This is a genomic window from Microbacterium trichothecenolyticum (assembly GCF_030818955.1).
GTDB classification, from domain to species: domain Bacteria; phylum Actinomycetota; class Actinomycetes; order Actinomycetales; family Microbacteriaceae; genus Microbacterium; species Microbacterium trichothecenolyticum_B.
The window spans coordinates 3,026,758-3,046,385 of the sequence record NZ_JAUTBF010000001.1 but is presented as its reverse complement, the minus strand read 5'-3'; the positions used below and the strand labels follow the sequence as shown (position 1 = coordinate 3,046,385).

Annotated in this window: 17 protein-coding genes; 7 read left to right on the top strand and 10 right to left on the bottom strand. The window is 72.1% G+C overall.

Annotated elements, in window-relative coordinates; translation table 11 throughout:
• Positions 1-100: 100 nt before the first annotated feature.
• Positions 101-1,324: a carbamoyl-phosphate synthase large subunit gene (locus QE412_RS14410; protein WP_307485264.1), complete on the top strand. Its 1,224-nt coding sequence runs from the start codon at positions 101-103 to the stop codon at positions 1,322-1,324.
• Between the two features lie 158 nt (positions 1,325-1,482).
• On the opposite strand, the gene QE412_RS14405 is transcribed toward QE412_RS14410, so the two are convergent.
• Together QE412_RS14405 and QE412_RS14400 are read right to left on the bottom strand one after the other, a co-directional pair.
• The gene (locus QE412_RS14405; RefSeq protein WP_307485260.1) at positions 1,483-2,121 is read right to left on the bottom strand and encodes a glycosyl transferase; all 639 of its coding nucleotides are present in this window, start codon (positions 2,119-2,121) and stop codon (positions 1,483-1,485) included.
• Positions 2,122-2,305: 184 nt separating this feature from the next.
• Positions 2,306-3,472: an alpha/beta fold hydrolase gene (locus tag QE412_RS14400; RefSeq protein ID WP_307485256.1), complete on the bottom strand. Its 1,167-nt coding sequence runs from the start codon at positions 3,470-3,472 to the stop codon at positions 2,306-2,308.
• 456 nt (positions 3,473-3,928) lie between these two features.
• On the opposite strand from QE412_RS14400, the gene QE412_RS14395 reads away from it, so the two are divergent.
• Both QE412_RS14395 and QE412_RS14390 read left to right on the top strand, forming a co-directional pair.
• Positions 3,929-4,483, top strand: a complete 555-nt coding sequence (locus QE412_RS14395) for a class I SAM-dependent methyltransferase (RefSeq protein ID WP_307485253.1) — start codon at positions 3,929-3,931, stop codon at positions 4,481-4,483.
• A complete protein-coding gene (locus tag QE412_RS14390; RefSeq protein ID WP_307485250.1) occupies positions 4,480-5,310 on the top strand; it encodes a PIG-L family deacetylase in 831 nt (276 codons plus the stop codon). The genes QE412_RS14395 and QE412_RS14390 overlap by 4 nt, the downstream gene beginning before the upstream one ends.
• 333 nt (positions 5,311-5,643) lie before the next feature.
• Here QE412_RS14390 and rocD read toward each other — a convergent pair whose 3' ends face one another.
• The 5 genes from rocD to QE412_RS14365 form a co-directional block, all read right to left on the bottom strand.
• The gene (gene rocD, locus QE412_RS14385) at positions 5,644-6,861 is read right to left on the bottom strand and encodes an ornithine--oxo-acid transaminase (protein ID WP_307485246.1); all 1,218 of its coding nucleotides are present in this window, start codon (positions 6,859-6,861) and stop codon (positions 5,644-5,646) included.
• The gene (ddaH, locus tag QE412_RS14380) at positions 6,858-7,739 is read right to left on the bottom strand and encodes a dimethylargininase (RefSeq protein WP_307485243.1); all 882 of its coding nucleotides are present in this window, start codon (positions 7,737-7,739) and stop codon (positions 6,858-6,860) included. The genes rocD and ddaH overlap by 4 nt, the downstream gene beginning before the upstream one ends.
• Before the next feature lie 369 nt (positions 7,740-8,108).
• Positions 8,109-9,656, bottom strand: a complete 1,548-nt coding sequence (arfA, locus tag QE412_RS14375; protein ID WP_307485241.1) for an arabinosylfuranosidase ArfA — start codon at positions 9,654-9,656, stop codon at positions 8,109-8,111.
• A 107-nt stretch (positions 9,657-9,763) separates the two neighbouring features.
• Positions 9,764-10,882: an aldehyde dehydrogenase family protein gene (locus QE412_RS14370; RefSeq protein WP_307485238.1), complete on the bottom strand. Its 1,119-nt coding sequence runs from the start codon at positions 10,880-10,882 to the stop codon at positions 9,764-9,766.
• A complete protein-coding gene (locus QE412_RS14365; protein ID WP_307485236.1) occupies positions 10,851-13,643 on the bottom strand; it encodes an aldehyde dehydrogenase family protein in 2,793 nt (930 codons plus the stop codon). Before QE412_RS14365 ends, QE412_RS14370 begins: the two co-directional genes overlap by 32 nt.
• A gap of 223 nt (positions 13,644-13,866) precedes the next feature.
• Here QE412_RS14365 and QE412_RS14360 point away from each other — a divergent pair, with 223 nt between their 5' ends.
• Positions 13,867-14,961, top strand: coding sequence for a S1 family peptidase (locus QE412_RS14360; RefSeq protein WP_307485232.1), 1,095 nt, complete (start codon positions 13,867-13,869; stop codon positions 14,959-14,961).
• Between the two features lie 149 nt (positions 14,962-15,110).
• Positions 15,111-16,088, top strand: coding sequence for an acetylxylan esterase (locus tag QE412_RS14355; protein ID WP_307485230.1), 978 nt, complete (start codon positions 15,111-15,113; stop codon positions 16,086-16,088).
• 27 nt (positions 16,089-16,115) lie between these two features.
• On the opposite strand, the gene QE412_RS14350 is transcribed toward QE412_RS14355, so the two are convergent.
• A complete protein-coding gene (locus QE412_RS14350) occupies positions 16,116-16,676 on the bottom strand; it encodes an acyl-CoA thioesterase (protein WP_307485227.1) in 561 nt (186 codons plus the stop codon).
• Between the two features lie 236 nt (positions 16,677-16,912).
• Here QE412_RS14350 and QE412_RS14345 point away from each other — a divergent pair, with 236 nt between their 5' ends.
• Both QE412_RS14345 and cofE read left to right on the top strand, forming a co-directional pair.
• A complete protein-coding gene (locus QE412_RS14345) occupies positions 16,913-17,419 on the top strand; it encodes a GNAT family N-acetyltransferase (protein WP_307485223.1) in 507 nt (168 codons plus the stop codon).
• A 1-nt stretch (position 17,420) separates the two neighbouring features.
• A complete protein-coding gene (gene cofE, locus QE412_RS14340) occupies positions 17,421-18,173 on the top strand; it encodes a coenzyme F420-0:L-glutamate ligase (protein ID WP_307485221.1) in 753 nt (250 codons plus the stop codon).
• Positions 18,174-18,334: 161 nt separating this feature from the next.
• Here the strand turns inward: cofE and QE412_RS14335 are convergent, their stop codons facing one another.
• Both QE412_RS14335 and QE412_RS14330 read right to left on the bottom strand, forming a co-directional pair.
• Positions 18,335-18,943 (bottom strand): CbiQ family ECF transporter T component, encoded by a 609-nt coding sequence (locus QE412_RS14335; protein WP_307485216.1) that lies wholly within the window; start codon positions 18,941-18,943, stop codon positions 18,335-18,337.
• The gene (locus tag QE412_RS14330; protein ID WP_373426552.1) at positions 18,937-19,593 is read right to left on the bottom strand and encodes an energy-coupling factor ABC transporter ATP-binding protein; all 657 of its coding nucleotides are present in this window, start codon (positions 19,591-19,593) and stop codon (positions 18,937-18,939) included. Before QE412_RS14330 ends, QE412_RS14335 begins: the two co-directional genes overlap by 7 nt.
• Between the last annotated feature and the right edge of the window lie 35 nt (positions 19,594-19,628).

Genomic DNA, 19,628 nt, shown 5'->3' with positions numbered 1-19,628 from the left:
CTCTACTCAGGGCCGTGTTGCAGAGAGGTTTCCCCCACGACGCGTCCATGCGATCGATAGAGTGACGCCAACGTCCGCCGCCACGACAAAGGGTGCCTCCATGCGCGTGCTCGTCACCAGTTCCCGTAACACGTTCGCTCTCGATCTGATCCGCAAGCTCGGCAGTGTCGGTCACACCGTCTTCGCCAGCGACACCTACGACGGTGCCGTGGGCAATCACTCGCGCTTCCTCGCCGGCCACCTGGCGACGCCGTCGCCGCGGTTCGATACCGACGCCTTCATCGCCACGGTGAGCGACTACGTCGACACGCACGACATCGATGTCATCATCCCCACCTTCGAGGAGGTCTTCTACCTCGCCGCCCGCGCGGCCGACCTCCCCTCGCGCGTGCGCCTGTTCGCCGGCAGCTTCGCCGACCTCGCCCGCCTGCACGACAAGGCGAGCTTCCAGCGCCTGGCGCAGGATGCCGGGGTCCCCATCCCCGAGACGGTGGTCGTCACCTCCCCCGAAGAGCTGCGGACCGCCATCGACAGCTTCCCGCGGTACTTCGCCCGCGCGGCGTTCTCGCGCGGCGGCGTGGGACTGCTGACGAACACGGGCCCGCTCGCGGGCAAGATCCCCGTCGAGGAGTGCGTGCCCACGCCCGAGCAGCCGTGGCTCGTGCAGCCGTTCGTGGACGGCCCGATGGTGTGCACCTACAGCGTCGTCGTCGACGGCAAGGTGCTGGCGCACACCACCTACAAGGCCGCCGAGCAGTGGGCTCACTCGACGGCGATCTCCTTCATCGCGGTCGACAGCACCGACACCCTGCGCTATACCCAGCAGCTGGTCGACACCCTCGATCCGACCTTCACGGGCCAGATCTCGTTCGACTTCGTCGACCACGGCACCGACGCTGCTCCCGACTACAAGATCATCGAGTGCAACCCGCGCCCCACCAACGGCGTCATCCTGCTCGAAGCCGACGACGTCTCGAAGGCCATCCAGGGCGAGCTCACCGAGCCCGTCGTCGCCGTCCCCGGCACGGAGCGTCAGATCACCCTCGCCGTCCTCGCCGAGGCGTTCACCGAGCCGCTCTCGCACCTGCCCAAGACGCTGCACGACCTGCTGCACGTGCGCGACGTGGGCGCCGGATGGTGGGACGGCGCAGCGATGCTCTGGAGCCCGGCGACCATCGTGCACGGCGCGAAGATCTCGCACGGCGACCGTAAGGAGATCCTCGCGGCCCTCGGCGACGACATCGTCTGGAACGGCGAGCCCATCGAGGGCATGTCCGAAGCCGATGCCGAGGCCCTCGAGGCGGTGCACGCCGGCCGCGTCTGAGACCCGGCATCCCGGCATCCCGTGCGCGTGCCGTCGTGCGGAGTCCGCAGCCGACACGCCGGTGGGGCCCCACCCGTCACGGCGTGCCGCCGTCACTCTCCGCACGACGGCACGGCGATGCGGGCGGCGCCGCGCTCCCGGTGAGGTCGACGATCTCGTCAGGTGCCCGGCGCCGCGATCGAGGGGGCGTCGATCCACGCGTGCACGCGCGCGAGGAACGCGGCATAGCCCGCCGGGGTCCGCCCGGCGAGTCGCCCCGAGGTCTCGACCTCGTGCGCGTCGCTCACCCGCTCCCGCGCACCGAGCGCGCGGACGGCCCGCACGAGGGCGACGTCCTCGTGCTCGGCGAGATCCGGGATGCCACCCGCGGCGGCGTACGTGCTCGCCCGCACGCCGAGATTGGCCCCGTGGACGTTGCCCGCCGGTCGTCCCCGGTGGTGCGTGGCACGCCAGTACGCCACGTGCCGGACGCTGAGGTCGGCGAAGTCGGGTCGCACCGTGCCCAGGACGAGGTCGATCCCGGCATCCATCAGGTCGAGCTGATGCGTGATCCAGTCGAGCGGCACGGCGGAGTCGGCCGCGGCGACATTCCGCGCGGCGACCGCGGCGAGCACCTCCCACGTCGCGGCGAGCGAGCGCGGCCGGGTGACGCTCGTCGCCCAGGCCAGCGTGGCGGCGATGTCGGTGCCGAGGTCGCCGACGGCATCCGCTCGCTCCAAGGCCGCACGGACGTCGTCGAGGCCGGTCGTGTCGGGCGGGAGCAGCAGGGGGAAAGGGGGATGGTCACCGTCGGTCACCCTTCGATTCTTCTCGGGCCGCCGTTTTCTGCAGGGCCTTGACACCGCGACGGTGCGGAGACAGACGACGGCTGACGCGTACCGTCGTGCGGAGCCCGCACGCGACACGCCGCCCCACCCCCGGTCGCGACGGCGCGCCGGGCCCGAACTCCGCGAGACGGCACGGACCGTCCCGGGCCACGACTCAGCGGCGCAGCACGCGCCGGCGCAGCAGGGCGTCCAGGCGCGCGAGATGCACGAGCACCCGCGGGAACGTCGCCGACAGGCCCTTGCGCGGCAGCCGATCGAGGGCCGCCTCTTCTGCGCACAAGCGATCCTGCTGCCCGCGCACCAGTCGCCGCACCGCGTTCAACAGCGCCATCGGGTGAGTGTCGAGGGCGCTGTGGCCGTTGTGGATGTGCACGAGCACGGCATCCGGAGCCGCCGCCACCACGCGCTCGGCGATCGCCGACGGGGTGCGCAGATCGCGGTCGCCCGAGAGCACGACGAGCGACCAGTCGAAGCGGCGCACGGCCGCGATGAGGTCGTACGGCTCGCCCACGAACGCCGGGTAGCGGGGCGCGAGCGGCAGGTACGTCCGCGCGGGGTCGAGCGGGTGCCCGTCGGGCGTGCCGCCGTAGCCGAGCTCGCGGAAGGCGATCGTGCCGACGAGGTCGAACTCGAAGATGCCCGGGATCCGCGCGATCGACCCGTCGCGCGTGGCGTAGGCGCCCAGCGCGCGCCACGCGAAACCGGGCTTGTGCCGCACCAGCGGATGCATGAGATCGGTGCCGCCGAGCTCGTAGGCCGCACGCACGATGTCGAGCACGACCCGCTCCGAGACCCCGTCGTGCACGAGGCGCCGCACGCCTCGGGCCATGTCGTCGTCGGCATCCCAGAACAGCTCCCGCAGACGGTCGCGCTCGATGTCGATGTCATGCGCCGACTGCAGGGCCGAGTCGAGCAGCATGGCGGCGACGCGTTCGGGATGCCGGGCCCCGAAGGCCATGGCCAGGTAGCTGCCGTACGACGAACCGACGATGACCGCGCGGTCGATCCCCTCGGCATCGAGCACCGCCGCGAGATCGTCGAGAACAGCGGTGACCCGCATCGCGGCCGGCGGCAGGGGCCGGCCGTCGAGGTCGGTGCGCGAGCGGCCGATGCCGCGGTGCTCGACCATGATCAGGTCGAGCCCGCCGCGCGCGGCCCACCGGCGCAGACCCCGGTAGGGCAGGACCGAGGCGAGCCCCGGCCCGCCGGGGATGACGAGCACGGGCGTCTCACCACGGGGTCCGGAGCGGACGTAGGTGAGCTCGAACGCCGGCGCTTCGTCGGCGGCGGGGCGCCGCAACCGCCGCAGTGTCTCGCGCATGCGAAGAACGCTACCTCGCAGCCGACGCCGCAGCGTAACGCGTCCGCCGCGCGGGCGGACGCGGCCGGTGGGGACGGGCTCGAACGCCCCCCACCCGCCACGTCAGTTCCGGGCGGTGTACGGCGCTTCGACGGTGGCCGACTTGGTCGCGGTGAAGGTGAGCTTGTCGATGTTCGGCGTTCCTCATCGAACTGGTTCGACAGAACCATAAGCCCCCGTTCCCACACGCGCAAGTGCGCGAGGACCCCCGTCTCCCGGTGCTTTCCACCCCGACACGGGAGAGCACGCTTCCGGCCACATCCGGGGCGGTGGACCCGCTCCGAAAGATCCGCGTCTGCATGGCGGTGATGACACGGGGCCGCACGTGGGCGATCATAGGCACGAGACGATCGACCGATCGCGCCGACTCTTGGAGAGCGAATGTCCCCCCTCTGGAGACGAATCGTCCCTCGCAGCATGCGCCTGCGCAGCCGACTGCGACTGAAGAACGGCCGGTGGCGGCTCGCGACTCCCGACCGGGTGATGCTCGAGGACGTCATCGTGCCCGAGTTCCTCGGCCAAGAGGACATCACGCGCGTGCTCGATGTCGGAGTGGCCTGGTACACCCGCACCTACCCACGACTGTATCGGGGCATCGAGTACCACACGATCGACGTCGACCCCGCGATGCAGCGGATCGCGGGACCCCATCACCGCACCCTCTCGATGACCGACCTGGCCACGGTGTACCCGCCCGACACCTTCGACCTGGTCATGTGCAACGGCGTGTTCGGATGGGGGTTGAACACCGCCGACCAGGTCGCCCGCGGCCTCGAAGCGAGCGCGAACGTGCTGCGTCCGGGCGGTTGGCTCGTGGTGGGCTGGAATGACATGGCGGGTCGACGCGTTCCCGACCTCGATGCTCTCGCCGCCCGCCACTTCGACCGGGCAGTGCTCCCCGCCGCCCGCGCGGACCACCTGGTGACGCCGACCCACTACGCCCACCGATACGACTTCTTCACCCGCCGGTGAACGCCCCGATCCCCACCGTCGCGGGCGTCTGGGCTCATTACGACGACGATCTGCTCTTCGCCACCCCGACGATCGATCGTGCGATCCGCGACGGCCACCGCATACGGAACCTGTTCCTGACCGCTTCCGACGCCGGCACCGGCATGTCGAGGTACGCCATGGGCCGCGAGACGGGCATCCGCGCCGCCTACGACGTCATGCGCGGGCGCTCGACACCCTGGATCGACCAGGAGACGGTGCTCCGCAACGGCGTCACGGTCATGACGACCTCGCCCGAGGACGATCCCCGCATCGTCCTGGCGTTCCTGCGCCTACCCGACGGGGGCCTCACCGGGGGCGGCTGGTTCGCGACCGGATACCGGACGATCCCCAAGCTCCTCGGCGGGCAGGTGCCGTCGCTGACCACTCTCGACACCGACACGCCGTTCACGGCCGAGTTGCTCATCGAGACGGTCGCCGCGTTCCTCTCCGCGTCCGAAGCGACGTCGGTGCTTGCGAACATGCCCGACCTCTCGCCGCACGGCGAGGGCGACCACCCCGACCACGGCAGTGCCGGCCGGATCGTCGCCGCCGCGGTCGACGCGGGACTCGTCGACGGCACGATCGTTCGCTACGCCGTCGGATACCCTCGCGGCGCATGGCCGGCCAACCTCCCCGCCGAGACCGTCGCCCGTAAGCTCGCCGTCTTCGCGGCCTACGGCGAACACGACGAGGTCATGCGCCGCGACCGCGACGACTACCTCGCGTTCCCCGGCCTCGGCGAATGGCTGCGGCGCGAGCACCTCGTCGAGGATCGCGACGTCATCCGGGCCGACGTGCATCGCTGACGCCCTTCACGAGCGCGGGGGCGAACGCCGGTACGACCGCCGGCACGGCCCGGGGGCGCGGGCGACACGCCTCATGCCGGTCGCCCGTGAGTTCGGACGCAGACGGCACCCGCGTTCGCCCGGCTCCCGAGGCTCCGGCTGCAGTGGACTCTGCCCGGGAACGCCACGAGCGGATCGCACACACTGCACTGCCGCGCGATCGTGGCCGACAGCCGCAGTCGCAGACGCATTCCCTCCGAGAACGACACGGTGGCCGCAACCTCCCAGAATCTGGGGTGTTGCGACCACCGCTAGAACCCCCTGCGCGATGCGGGGGCCTCGTCGTGAAGCGGGTCAGGCCGACAGCACGTGCCGTACCTGCTCGACCGCCCAGTCGAGTTCGGTGGCACGGATCGTCAAGGGCGGGGCGATGCGGATCGTCTGACCGTGAGTGTCTTTGACGAGCACGCCACGGGTGAGGAGTCTCTCGGCGATCTCGCGCCCCGTGCCGTACGCGGGGTCGATGTCGACACCGGCCCACAGCCCCGCGATGCGCGCGGCGGTGACACCGTGGCCCACGAGCGCCTGCAGAGCCGTCTCGAGGTGCGCGCCCAGCGCCTTCGCGCGGGCCTGGAACTCCCCGGATGCCAGCATCTCGACCACCCGCAGACCCACAGCCGCCGCCAGCGGGTTGCCGCCGAAGGTCGAGCCGTGCTCGCCCGCGCGGATGACACCGAGCACGTCGTCGTTCGCGACGACCGCCGACAGGGGCAGGATGCCGCCGCCGAGGGCCTTGCCGAGCAGGTAGACGTCGGGAACGACACCCTCGCGGTCGCACGCGAACGTCTCGCCCACACGTCCCAGACCCGACTGGATCTCGTCGGCGATGAACAGCACGTCGTTCTCGGTGCAGATCTCACGCACCCGCTGCAGGAACCCGTCGGGCGGGAGCACGACGCCGGCCTCGCCCTGGATGGGCTCGAGCAGCACCGCGGCAGTGTTCTCGTCGATCGCCGCGGCGATGGCATCCGCGTCGCCGTAAGGAACGTGGACGAAGCCGGGCGCGTAGGGACCGAAGTCGTCGTGGGCGACCGGGTCGTCGCTGAAGCCGACGATCGTGGTCGTGCGCCCGTGGAAGTTGCCGTTCGCAACGATGATGGTCGCCGCGTCGGGCGCGATGCCCTTCGTGCGGTAGCCCCACGCGCGGGCGACCTTGATGCCGGTCTCGACGGCCTCAGCACCCGTGTTCATGGGCAGAACGAGGTCTTTGCCGCACAGCTGCGCGAGCGCGGTGGCGAAGGGGCCGAGGCGGTCGTTGTGGTACGCACGGCTGGTGAGCGTCAGGCGCTCGAGCTGCTCGCGCGCGGCCGCGAGGATCGCGGGGTGACCGTGCCCGAAGTTCAGCGCCGAATAGGCCGACAACAGGTCGAGGTAGCGCTTTCCCTCCACGTCGGTGACCCAGACGCCCTCGGCACGCGAGACGACGACGGGAAGCGGGTGGTAGTTGTGCGCGAGATGCGCGCTCTCCTCGGCGATCAGGCGCGCGCCGAGGTCGTCGACGACGGTGCTCATCGGGCACCGCCGCGCAGCTCGAGGGTGCAGCACTTGATGCCACCGCCGCCGAGCAGCAGCTCGGAAAGGTCGACCATCACCGGGTTGTAGCCGCGCTCGCGCAGCTGCGCCTCGAAGCCGACGGCGCGCGGCGAGATGATGACGTTCTTGCCGTCGCTGGCCGAGTTCAGTCCGAACACCGAGCCGTCGGCATCCGAGACACGGATGGCATCGGGGTAGCGCTCGCGCAGGATCGCCTGGCTCTGCTCGTCGAACGCATTGGGAAGGTACGCGATGTTCGCCTTCTCGACGCCGCCGGGGCCCTCGACCGGGTCGAGCACGGCGATGGCGGTGTCGAGGTGGTAGAACCGCGGATCGGTGAGGGTCAGCGAGACGACCTCGCGCGAGAACACCTCGCCCACCTCGCGGTGGCTGTCGCCGGTGGAGCGGAAGCCCGTTCCGGCGAGGATCGTGTTGCCCACGAGCAGGAAGTCGCCCTCGCCCTCGTTGACCTCGATGGGCTCCGCGACCTCGAAGCCGTTGGCGGCGAACCACTCGATGAAGGCGGGCGCCTCGGCCGCGCGCTCACGGAAGCGGAACTTGGGGCCGTAGGCGACGCCGTCGATGACGAATCCGCCGTTGGCGGTGTAGACCATGTCGGGCAGACCCTCGAGCGGGTCGATGAGCTCGATCTCGTGGCCGAGCTCCGTGTACGTGTCGTACAGGGACTGCCACTGCTTCAGGGCGAGGTCGGTGTCGGTGGGGCGCGAGGGCTCCATCCACGGGTTGATGCTGTAGCTGACCGTGAAGTGGTCGGGGCGACACATCAGGTATCGACGGTGCTGCTGGACGCGCTCGACCGTCTCGGATGCGACAGCGGCGGCGGGGGTAGCGGACATCTCTGCTCCTCGGAGAAAAGGTGCGGCGGACGCTGTCCTGGGGCCCGGTGGCCCTTCGAACCCGTCAGTGTCTGTACACCGCGCGGGGAAAGGTCGGTCCGAGCACGCCGTATTCATTGTCGCATGACCGCCCGTGCCGGCGCGAACGACGGGCCCAACCTCAGTCATTCGCACATCCTCAGCCTGCCCCGGCGGTTTCCGGCGGAGACTGTGCGAATCACTGAGGTTGTGCGCGAGTCGCGCTGGCCGCGGGCCCGAGCGCACGCTCAGTCATCCGCGGAGGTCACGCACACCCGGGCACACGCCCAGCCCCCGCGCGCACAACCTCAGCAACACGCACAACCTCAGCGGCATCCCCTCGAGATTCGCTCACCTCGCGCGCATCACGGGAGTTATGCCGAGGCGACCCCGCCGCCGCAGCGACAGAGCCGCCCAGGCGATCGGTGGCAGCGTGAGAGACAGGATGCCGTTGTCGAGCCGCGTCTCGACGACGGCGGGCCGCACGCGCTCGGGGTCGTCGAGCGTGTTGCGCGCGTACGGATCGCCGTCGTGCAGCACGTGCGTCTCGACGACCTCGACGTCGCCGAGACCGCTCACGTCGATCGACACCTCGACGGCCTGCTCTCGTCCGCGGTGCACGAGGAAGATCGCGGCGGCTCCCGTGTCGGCGTCGTGGGTGGCCACGGCATCCACCGCCGGCACCGTGCCGTGCGCGGCCGTCTCGATCGTGGGCGCCTCGATCCTCAGGCGCACGGCCTCGCCCCGGGCGAGACGCGAGGTGATCGCGAACGGGAAGAACGTCGTCTGGCGCCATGCGGGCCCGCCGGGCTCGGTCATGATCGGCGCGATCACGTTCACCAGCTGGGCGAGAGACGCGGATGCCACCCGGTCGGCGTGGGCGAGCAGCGAGATGAGCAGGCTGCCGAACACGACGGCATCCAGAACCGAGTAGACGTCCTCGAGCAGGCGCGGCGCGACCGGCCAGTCGTCGATCGCGGTGGGCTTCACGGACGCCACGCGGTCGATGTACCAGACGTTCCACTCGTCGAACGAGATGTCGATGCGCTTCCTGCTGCCGCGGGCGGCTCCCACGTGGTCGGCCGTGGCCACCACCGCCTCGATGAAGCGATCCATGTCGACCGCCGAGGCGAGGAACGAGTCGATGTCGCCGTCGTGCTCCTGGTAGTACGCGTGGCACGAGATCATGTCGACGTCGTCATACGTGTGCTCCAGCACCACGCGCTCCCACTCGCCGAACGTGGGCATCTGCGCGCCCGACGATCCGCACACGACGAGCTCGATCGAGGGGTCGACCTGCCGCATACCCTTCGCCGTGCGGGATGCGAGCTTGCCGTAGTCGTCGGCCGAGCGGTGGCCCAGCTGCCACGGTCCGTCCATCTCGTTGCCGAGGCACCACACGCGCACGTCGAACGGCGCCGCGCGGCCGTTGTCGACGCGCTGCTGCGACAACGTGGAGCCGCCCGGGACGTTGGCGTACTCGAGCAGATCGATGGCTTCGAGCGTGCCGCGCGTGCCGAGGTTGACGGCGAGCATGAGGTCGCTGCCGGCCTTGTCGAGCCAGTCGGCGAACTCGTGCAGGCCCACCTCGTTCGTCTCGGTCGAATGCCAGGCGAGGTCGAGCCGCCGCGGACGCTCCTCGCGGGGGCCGACGCTGTCTTCCCACCGGAAGCCCGAGACGAAGTTCCCGCCGGGATAGCGGATCATCGACACGCCGAGCTCGCGCACGAGCTCCAGCACATCGACGCGGAAACCCTGCTCGTCGGCCGAGGGATGGCTCGGTTCGTAGATGCCGTCGTACACGTGGCGGCCGAGGTGCTCGACGAAACCGCCGAACAGGCGGCGGCGCACGGGGCCGATCGCGAAGCGGGGGTCGACGGTGAGTCGGGCAGCGGTCATCGGTGCTCCTTGCGCGTGTCGCCGCCCACGCTAGCTCGGAGCGACCCGTTCGCTGAACGTTTTCGAAACCGCCGTCCCGGCGTGCCTCGGCGTCATCGGGCACCGCGTCAGATGACCTCGGCGCTCCAGGCGTCGCGGCGGCCCCCGCGGAAGGCCGCGATCGAGACCGACTGCTCGCGCAGGAAAGGCAGCAACTCGAGACGCCCGGCCGTGGTGACCTCGTCGGCGTAGACGGTCGACGAGACCTCTCCCGCCACGGTCTCGGCGATGGCGGCGCGCAGGCCCGCCGTCGTCGCAGCCGGACCGACCAGGCGCACGCGCGACGGGCGCGACCCGCCGACAGATGTGTCGATCAGCTCGGCGTCGAGCGCGTCGTCGGCAGCCACCACGGCCTCGGCGACATTGGCGACGCCGCCCGACAGACGCTGCAGCCATTCCGTGTCGCTCTCGACCGAGACGGCGACGCCGGACTCGCCGAGCAGATGGCGCACCGCGGCGGGAAGACCCACGGGCGTGCTGAGGCTGAAGGTCGATCCCGAACGCACCGCGGCGACGAGCACCCGCAGCACGGCATGCCACGCGGCGTCGCCGGTCGCCCGCACGGCGACATCGGTGGGGCGGTACCGCCAGAGGTTGCGCTCCACGCCCAGGCGCGACACGTCTTTGACCCGGCCGAACTCGCGATCCCACGCGACGGCGTCGGACAGGGCCCCGCGTCGAAGCCAATCGAACGCCTCGTACGACAGCGTCGGTTGCGCCGCCTCGATGAGCGCGGTGATACGACTGTCGAGCCCTCGCAGGTGCAGGGTCGACGAGGCGGCGCCGCCCGACGACGGCCGCCACGTGCCCAGGGTCACCAGACGGTTCGGTCCGCCCGACATCGCCACGTCGCCGACGACGGCCTCGCCCCATCCGCCGACCGGTTCGCGCTGCACCACGGCCCCCGTGGTCGGACGGTTCACCCGCAGCACGGCGGCCTCGACCCCGTCGAGCCAGAGGTCGAGATCGGCCGTGTCGCGGGTGTGCAACGCGGCGACGTACCCGGAACCGATGGCGTTCTGCAGTTCGATCGCACGCGTCACCGTCGGCGCGTGCAGGATGCCGAGCACGGGCGCCGCGACCGCGGCACGCGTCAGGTGCGAGCCGGCGTTCACCCCGGTGCGAACGCCGGGCGTCCAGAACCGGCCGGCCGTCTCAGGCCCGAGATCCAGCTCGCGCGGCTGCACCAGCCACCGCTCTCCTTCGCCGAGCACGGTGAGCGCACGCCGCACCTCGCCGGCGGGGCTCCTCGACCAGGGGGCCGACGTCGGACAGCGGATCATCGGCCGGTCCGACGCGCAGCGACGAGACGGCATCCTTCAACTGGTCGGTGAATCGCGCCGACCGGGCGACCGCCCCCACGAGGATCACGAGCGAGGCGGCCGTGGCGGCCTGCCCCGCGCGCGCGAAGGCACCGGCCACGATGTCGGCAACGGCTTCGTCGAGGTCGGCCGAGGGGGCGACGATCACGGCGTTGCGGCCGGCGGTGAACGCCTGCAGCGGCAACGCCGGACGCCACGCGGCGAAACGCTCCGCGGTGGTGCGCGCACCGGCGAGCAGCACGCGGTCGACACCCGGGTGCACGACGAGCGCGCGCCCCGAGGCCTCTTCATTCAGGTCGACGTAGGCGAGCAGGTCGCGCGGCACGCCGGCGGCCCAGAGCGCCTCGGCGACGACCGCGCCCGCCCGCCGCGCGCGCGGCGACGGCGTGAGCACGACGCCCGAGCCGGCGCCGAGAGCCGCGAGCACCTCAGCCGCGCAGAGCCCCACCGGAGCGTTCCACCGCGGAGCGACCACGGTGACGCGGTCGGGCACGAACACGGCTCCGGGTACGCGGTCGAGCTCCTTCGCCGTCGCGGCGTAGTACGCGGCGGCGTCGACCGCCTGGCTCACCTCGACATCGGCTTCTGCCACCAGGGCACCGCCCTCCGAGGCGAGCACCTCGATGAGCTCCCCGCGACGGTCCGCCAGGGCACGCGCCGCCGACTGCAGCACGGCCGCCCGGTCGGCGGCGGCCAGTGCGCCCCACGGCTCGGCGGCTGCACGGACGCGGGCGACGACGGCGTCGAGGCCGGCTTCGTCGTCGACGCGTCCCGCCGCCGCGGTGGCATCGCCCGCGGTCGACTCCGCGACGCGCGCGAGCACGGCGAGCGCCCAGGCGCGGTCGTCGGGCACGGTGGGATCGGTGTCGGCGACGTTACGGAAACCGGGCGCGCCTCCCGAGAGCTCAGCGCTCTCGCGAACCGAGAACACCGCGGTGTCGACGAAGGCCTGCCCCCCGAAGAGCATCTGCTGCACGTCGGATCCCAGGGCGGAGGTGTCCCCGGATGCCGCGGCCTCACGCGCGATGCCGAGCACCGCCTGGGTGAGCCCGGGTTCGACCGCATCGTCGTCGGCGCGCTCGCGGAGGATCGCGCGATCGGCGGCGACGTCGCGCTGCGGCGTGCGTCCCGCCGGGGCCGGGGCTTCGGCGGCGACGAGTGCCCGCTGCGCGCGGGCGGCGACCGCGGCGTTTTCGGGGGCGATAGGGCGAGTTCCCTCGTCGAGGGGCGCGGTGTCCGCCTCGGCGGCCGGAGCCGGTTCGGCGGCGATGGTGTCCGCGTCCGCGTCGAGGCCGTCGCCCTGGGCGCCGGCCGCCTGCGCGGACGGCGAGGCGTCCGGTTGCGGGCCCGGGGTGCCGTCGAGGCCGGCGGTGTCAGGCGCCATGACGGGAAGCGGCGGCGCGCTCGCCACGAGATCGGCGTAGGCCGAGGCCAGGCGGGCGGCGATCACGTCGAGATCATCGGGGTGGGCGACGGCCGCGACGACGAGGTGCGGGGCGTCCGGCGACCAGGCGGCTGCGGTCGGCAGCGTCAGGGTGACATCGCTCCCGGCGTCGTCGGCCAGGGCGAGCACGAGAGCCGCCCGCTCGGGATCGGCGGTGGCGAACTCGACGGCGAGACCATCGCGGGCACGGGCACCCGATGCCTCACGAACGATACGCACCGTGAGGGCATCGATGTCGTCGCGGCCGGTGAGTGCGGGCACGCTCCACCCGTGGCGAGCGGCGGTGACGGCGTCCGCCGTGCACGGTGGGGCGTCATCGAGACGCACGGTGAGGCGGCCACCGCCGTCGGACACCCGTTGCCGCCCCCACGCCGCCAGCTCGCGCACCGCATCCAGGCTTTCGACGACGGCGACCGGCACCGAGATGCCCGCGGACAGGCCGCGCAGGCGAGGCTCCTCGAGCACGCGGGTGAGCACAGCGACCGTCGGATCGAGGTCGTCTCGGCCCTGCGCGACCAGCGTGACGTGGGTGTCGTGGGCGAGCGCGTCGACGAAGAGCGGAAGCAGGCGTTCGGCGGCGCGCTCGACGTCGGCGTCGAACGCCCACGGCGAGGGCCCGGCCACCACGTCGCCGACGGGCAGCGATACGCGCGTGATGTCGTCGCGGGCGACGAGGGTCCGGATGCCGTCGAGCCGGCGCCGCGCGGCCGCCTCGCCGAGCACGGCGGGACCGAGGAGCCGCACGTCGGCGGGCGCACCCTGAGCCGCGAGCGCGGACAGCGCCGCCCCCAGCCGGTCGGGGCGCGCGTCGAGAACGAGCCCGCCGAGCACGTCACGCAGCGCGCGTCGCACGAGGGGCACGGCCGGGGCGGGGAGGACGGGCGCGACGGCGCCGCCGATCTGCAGCGCACCGCGCACGAGCCAGGGAAGGCTCGCGGGGATCTCGCCGGCCAGACGGTGCAGGGTCGCTGCGGCTGCGGTCGTGCTCTCGGGGCGGAGCACACCGTCGGCGACCGCCGCGAGGAAGCCGGCGGCGGCGGCATCGCGCGCAAGCTCGCTGCGGCGCGTCTCACCGGAGGCGCGGGGCGAGCGGGCGACGAAGCCCGCCGCGCGTTCGGCCGCGCGCGCGGCGATGTCGCAGGAGAGCGTGAAACCGGTGCCGCGCGGGTCTTCGATGCTCATGCCGCCAGCCTAGGGATCGCGCGCGGAGCGCTCGCGCGGCCCGCCGCGCAACGTCGGATCGGAATGGAGAGCGGAGCACGAGGGGTTTTTGCACTCGTAACAAGAATTACCAGGAATTCCTTCGCTTTTCGTCCGGATCGTGTTTACATGTCGGTGGGTACCCCACCATTTATCCCCCCTGGATGGAAGGTCACTCCACGTGAACCGCATATCGAAAGCGGCCGTGGGCATTACTGCCCTCGGCTTGTTCCTGACCACCGCCGCCACGGCTCCCGCCCTGGCGCAGACTCCCGCACCGGACGCTGCCGTCGACGGCGTCGACCCGCAGCTGCTCGACGCCATGGCGGCCGAGCTCGGCACCGACATCACCGGCGCCGAAGACGTGCTGCGTTTCCAGGCCGACGCCACCGGTACGGCCGACGATGTCGCCGCGGCCACCGGCGACGCGTTCGCCGGCACCTGGCTCGACGAGACCACGCGCACGGTGTACGCCGCGGCGACGACCGACACGGCGCTGTCCGCGGCGGCCGACGCCGGCGCGGTGCCCGTCGCCGCCGCGCACTCGCTCGACGATCTCGAGGCGATCGCCGCCCAGCTCGAGTCCAGCAGCGTGCCCGACGTCATCCCCTCGTGGTGGATCGACGTCGCGAGCAACGACGTCGTGGTCGACGTCGTCGCCGGTGGCGACCAGGCCGCCGCCGACTTCGTCGAGACCCTGGGTGTCCCCGCCGATGCGGTGCGTCTGCAGACGGGCGTCGAAGCGCCCGAGACGCTCGCCACGATCCGCGGCGGTATCGCGTACTACATCAACAACCAGGGTCGCTGCTCGGTCGGCTTCGCGGTGCAGGGCGGCTTCGTCACCGCCGGCCACTGCGGCGACGTCGGCGACAGCACGACCTACGGCACGTTCCAGGGATCGTCGTTCCCCGGCAACGACTACGCCTGGGTGGCCACCCCCGGTCACACCCCGGTCGGCCAGGTCGACGACTACGCCGGCGGCGCCGTCGCGGTGAAGGGGTCCACCCAGGCCGCGGTCGGCGCGACCGTCTGCCGCTCGGGTTCCACGACCGGATGGCACTGCGGCCAGATCCAGGCGTACAACTCCACCGTGCGCTACGCCGAAGGAACGGTCTCGGGCCTCATCCGCACGACCGTCTGCGCCGAGCCGGGCGACTCGGGCGGGTCGCTGCTCGCCGGCAACCAGGCCCAGGGCGTCACCTCGGGCGGTTCGGGCAACTGCTCGTCGGGCGGGACGACCTACTTCCAGCCCGTCAACGAGATCCTGCAGAACTACGGCCTGCGCCTGCTCACCAGCTAGTCCCGTTCCCCGGTACCCCGAAGGCCCCGGCCGCTTCGCGCGGTCGGGGCCGTCGTCTGTGCCGCGCGTCTCCTCGCGTCACGTACCCGCCGACGTCGGCACGGGATTCGCTACTGTCGGTGCAGCCCCTCCTCGACGAAAGACCACGCATGGCCCAGACCTTCACCGACATGCCCCTCGAGCTGCTGCGCGAGTACCGTCCGGCCCTCCCCGTGCCCGACGGACTGGATGCGTTCTGGCAGGCGACGCTCGCCGAGGCGCGTGAGGTCGCCCGGCCGATCACCCTGACCCCCGTCGACGCCCCGGTGCGGGCGCTGAGCGTGCACGATCTCACCTTCACCGGTTTCGCCGGTGACGAGATCCGTGGGTGGGTCGTGCGCCCGGTCGGCGACGAGGTCCTCCCCGCCGTCGTCGAGTACATCGGCTATGGCGGCGGTCGAGGACTCCCGGGCGAGAAGCTCACGTGGGCCGCCGCGGGCTACGTCCACGTGATCATGGACACGCGCGGGCAGGGCTCCACCTGGAGCCTCGGCGACACCCCCGACCCCCACGGGTCGACGGCCGCGTTCCCCGGTGTGATGACCCGCGGCATCCTCGATCCGCGCGATTACTACTACCGCCGCCTGTACACCGACGCCGCTCGACTCGTCGACGAGGTGCGGGCGCTGCCCGGCGTCGACTCGGCCCGGGTGGCCGTGACCGGGGGCAGCCAGGGCGGTGCCCTGTCGATCGCCGCGGCGGCGCTGAGCGGCGACGCGGTGGCGGCGGTGCTGCCCGACGTGCCGTTCCTGTGCGACATCCCGAACGCGATCGTGCGCACGCCGTCGGCACCCTTCACCGAGATCACGCGTTACCTGTCGGTCCACCGCGACGACGTGGACCGCGCCCTGCACACCCTGTCGCACATCGACGGCGCGATCCTCGCGCGCCGCATCACGGCGCCGGCGTTCTTCTCGGTCGGGCTGATGGACGACATCGTGCTGCCCTCGGGGGTGTTCGCCGCGTTCCACGCGCTGGCCTCCGAGGATGCAGCTATCGAGGTGTACCCGTACAACGGACACGAGGGCGGCGGTCATCGCCACTGGATGCGCCAGGTCGCCTGGCTCGACGCGCGCTTCGGGCGCTGACGACGCGGCGGCTCGGGCGCCGGGGTCTCACTCCCAGACGCTCGGCGCCGGCCGCTTCGTCGACGGCAGCGCCGAGCCGTCGGCCCACTCGTGCACCCATGCCTCGATGTCGGGCAGTCCCTCGGGGCGACCCACCGCGGCGAAGAGCTCGTCGTGCGGCACGGTACCGCCGGTGCGGCGCAGAATGCGCGCGCGGATGATCGCGCGCGCGTAGATCTCGCCCTTCACCAGGGCGCGGTGCTCGAGATACACCGCGCGGTCGTCGTGTCCGATCAGACGCGTCTCGAGGTCGAAGCGCTGCCACAGCTCCAGCGAGCGGCGGAACGTGATCGTCTCGGCCGCCACCACGGCGTACCAGCCCTGTCTCGTCATCGCCGCCATGAGGCCGGCGCGGGTCAGCAGATCCCACCGCCCCAGGTCGAACAGCGACAGGTAGCGGCCGTTGTTGAGGTGGCGCAGCAGGTCGATGTCGCTCGGCAGCACGCGGATGCGCAGGCGCGCGACGGTGGTGGGGTCGACGGGCCCCTCGCGCCGCAGGCGACGACGCGCGCGAAGGAGGACGAGGAGGGTGCGCCAGAGGACGTTCACGATCGGCGAGCGTAGCGATTCGATGACGGATCCGCGATGTCATTGTGCGAGTAGTACAAATCAGCGGGGGCACGACAGGCTTCGCCGCCAACACGCCCCGCGAAGGCCGTGAGCAATGGCATCCGGAAACGGGTGGCGAGGCGATCGAGGCGCGCCGGATTGGACACCCTCTACCGCATCCGCGCCGTCGCGTCCGCCGATTTCACCTCGGCGGGCGCCGCGCGTAGAGTCACGCCATGACTGCCGAAACCCGTACCGACATCGTCGTCCGTCCGGTGCGCGACGTCGACGCCGAAGCCCTCGGCCGCGTGCACGCCGCCTGCTGGCACGAGACCTACGACCACCTGATCAGCAAGGCGGCGCTCGAGGCCGTCTCCCCCCGCCGGATGGCCGAGCTCTGGACCCACTGGGCGGCCCAGGGCGACGGCTACCGCATGCATGCTGCCCTCGTCGACGGCGAGATCGTCGGCTTCGTCGGGTCCGGACCCGCCCGCGACGACGACGCGCCGCGCGAGCGCGAGCTGTACTTCATCTACCTGCTCGACGCCTACCACGGCACGGGCATCGGCCAGCGACTGTTCGACGCCGCCGTCGGCGAAGACGAGGGCGTGTACCTCTGGGTCGCCGACGACAACCCCCGCGCGCACCGCTTCTACACGCGCAACGGCTTCGCTCTCGACGGCGCGACGCAGGTGCAGCCCTTCCTCGGCGAGGAGCTCACCGAGGTGCGCTTCGTCCGCTGACGTGCTGCAGATCTGGGCCCTCGACGGCATCCCCGAGATCGCCCCGGGCGACGACCTCGTCGGGGTGATCCTGGATGCCGTGGATCGGCCCCTGGAAGACGGCGACATCGTCGTCGTCACCAGCAAGGTCGTCTCGAAGGCCGAGGGCCGCATCATCCGCGCCGACGACCGGGAAGACGCGATCACCCGCGAGACCGTCCGCCTCGTGGCATCCCGCACGTCTCCCACCGGGCACGTGACGCGCATCGTCGAGAACCCGCTGGGGATCGTGTCGGCCGCGGCCGGGGTGGATGCCAGCAACACCCCCGAGGGCACCGTGCTGCTGCTGCCGGTCGACCCCGACGCCTCCGCCCGGCGCCTCGCCGAGGGTCTGCGCGCCGTCGCCCGCGTCGGCGTGATCATCACCGATACGCTCGGCCGCGCCTGGCGCGAGGGCCAGACCGATCACGCGATCGGGGCCGGCGGCATCCACGTCTTCGAGGACCTCCGTGGGACGACGGATACCGAGGGCCGCCCGCTCGTGGTGACGCTGCCGTGCGTGGCCGACGAGATCGCCGCGGCCACCGACCTCGTCAAGGGCAAGGCCGCGCGCCGGCCCGTCGCCGTCGTGCGCGGACGCGCCGACCTGGTCGGCGACCTCGACCTGCCCGGAGCCCGCTCGATCGTGCGCGACCCGGCGCGCGACATGTTTCGCCAGGGCGCCGACGAGGCGTATGCGGAAGGGTTCGCGGCGGGTCGCGCGGCGGGGTCCTGACCCTGCTCGCGCCCGCCTCCCGCCCCGGTCGTCGGCGCGCGGCGTCGCTGGGCGCCCGGTCGCCGGCGCGCGGCGCCGAGATCACACGTCCGGGCCGAGAGCACACGCTCCTGTACCCGCGGATCGCGCGACCTCGCGCGGATCGTGTGATCTGGCGCGGATCAGCGGATGCCGCGCGCGGCGAGCGCGTCGCCGAGATCGTCGGCGTGACGCAGGGCCACGATGAGGAACGGCAGGGCGCTGCGACCGAGCGACGGGCGCAGGCCCCGCGCACGCTGCGCGTCCTGGATCTCGCTGGCCAGGCGCGCGAGCACCGGGATGGTCGTGAGGGTCACCGTGAGCAGGAGCGCCGCCCGCACCGGGTCGACGCCGACGCGGCGAAGCGGCGTCATGCCGCGTTCCATCGCGTCGAGCATCGCCGACACGCGCGTGGTCAGCGGGAGCAGCCCCACCACGAGCAGCGCGGCCACGACCCGCGCCGTGTTGGCGGCAGCCGCCTCCGGCCCGAGGAAGATCAGCTGCCCCACCGCGGTGATCACGATGACCCAGCGGAGCGCCCACCCCTGACGCGCGAGTTCCCGCAGCCCCGCCGTCGCGCCCATGCCGGCGCCGAGATACAGCACCACCGGCACGCCGACCGCGACCGGCACCGCCGCCCACACCGACGGCAGCGCGGCGACGAGGAGCGCGACGAGCGACAGGAGCGCGAGCTTCGGGCCGGCCGGCATCCGGTGCATCCACCCGTCTCCCGGGCGATACAGACTCAGCACGACAGCGCCCGCTCGTAGGCATCCACGATGTCGACGGCGGCTCCGGATGCCACGGCCCGGCCGTCCTCGAACAGCACCGCCGCCTCGCACCGCCGCGCGAGAGCCAGGTCGTGGGTGACCACGATGAGCGTGTGGCCGGTGTCGGCGAGCAGATGGCCGGCGACGACCCGCGCGTTGCGGGCGTCGAGGCACGCGGTCGGCTCGTCGGCCACGACGATCTCGGGGCGGCGCACGAACGCCCCGCACAGCGCGAGCAGTTGCTTCTGCCCGCCGGAGAGCGCATGCGCGGCCTGGTCGCCGAAACCGTCGAGGCCGAAGCGGACCAGCGCCTCGCTCACGCGACGGTCGCGCTCCGCGCGCCCGAGCCGCTCGGGCCGGAGGGAGAGCGCGACGTCCTCCGACACGGTGGGCATCACGATCTGGGCGTCGGGGTTGCTCAGCACCAGGGCGACGCGTCGGCGGTGCGCCGCGGCATCCGCGTCGGGGTCGTGACCACCGACCTCGAGCGAGCCCTCGGTGCGGCGGACGAGACCCGCGACGACGCGCGCGAAGGTCGACTTGCCCGATCCGTTGTCGCCCACCACCGCGATCGTGCGGGCGGCGAGGTCGAGGGTGACATCGCGCAGGACCGTACGGTCGTCCAGACGCACGCCCAGACCCGTGCAGCGCAGGATCACCGGGACGG

Excerpts from the sequence above, each read along its gene's own strand:
- QE412_RS14345 (WP_307485223.1), top strand. The coding sequence starts at position 16,913 with ATGACTGCCGAAACCCGTACCGACATCGTCGTCCGTCCGGTGCGCGAC.
- ddaH (WP_307485243.1), bottom strand. The coding sequence starts at position 7,739 with ATGTCCGCTACCCCCGCCGCCGCTGTCGCATCCGAGACGGTCGAGCGC.
- rocD (WP_307485246.1), bottom strand. The coding sequence starts at position 6,861 with ATGAGCACCGTCGTCGACGACCTCGGCGCGCGCCTGATCGCCGAGGAG.
- arfA (WP_307485241.1), bottom strand. The coding sequence starts at position 9,656 with ATGACCGCTGCCCGACTCACCGTCGACCCCCGCTTCGCGATCGGCCCC.
- QE412_RS14410 (WP_307485264.1), top strand. The coding sequence starts at position 101 with ATGCGCGTGCTCGTCACCAGTTCCCGTAACACGTTCGCTCTCGATCTG.
- QE412_RS14400 (WP_307485256.1), bottom strand. The coding sequence starts at position 3,472 with ATGCGCGAGACACTGCGGCGGTTGCGGCGCCCCGCCGCCGACGAAGCG.
- QE412_RS14355 (WP_307485230.1), top strand. The coding sequence starts at position 15,111 with ATGGCCCAGACCTTCACCGACATGCCCCTCGAGCTGCTGCGCGAGTAC.
- QE412_RS14365 (WP_307485236.1), bottom strand. The coding sequence starts at position 13,643 with ATGAGCATCGAAGACCCGCGCGGCACCGGTTTCACGCTCTCCTGCGAC.
- QE412_RS14395 (WP_307485253.1), top strand. The coding sequence starts at position 3,929 with ATGCGCCTGCGCAGCCGACTGCGACTGAAGAACGGCCGGTGGCGGCTC.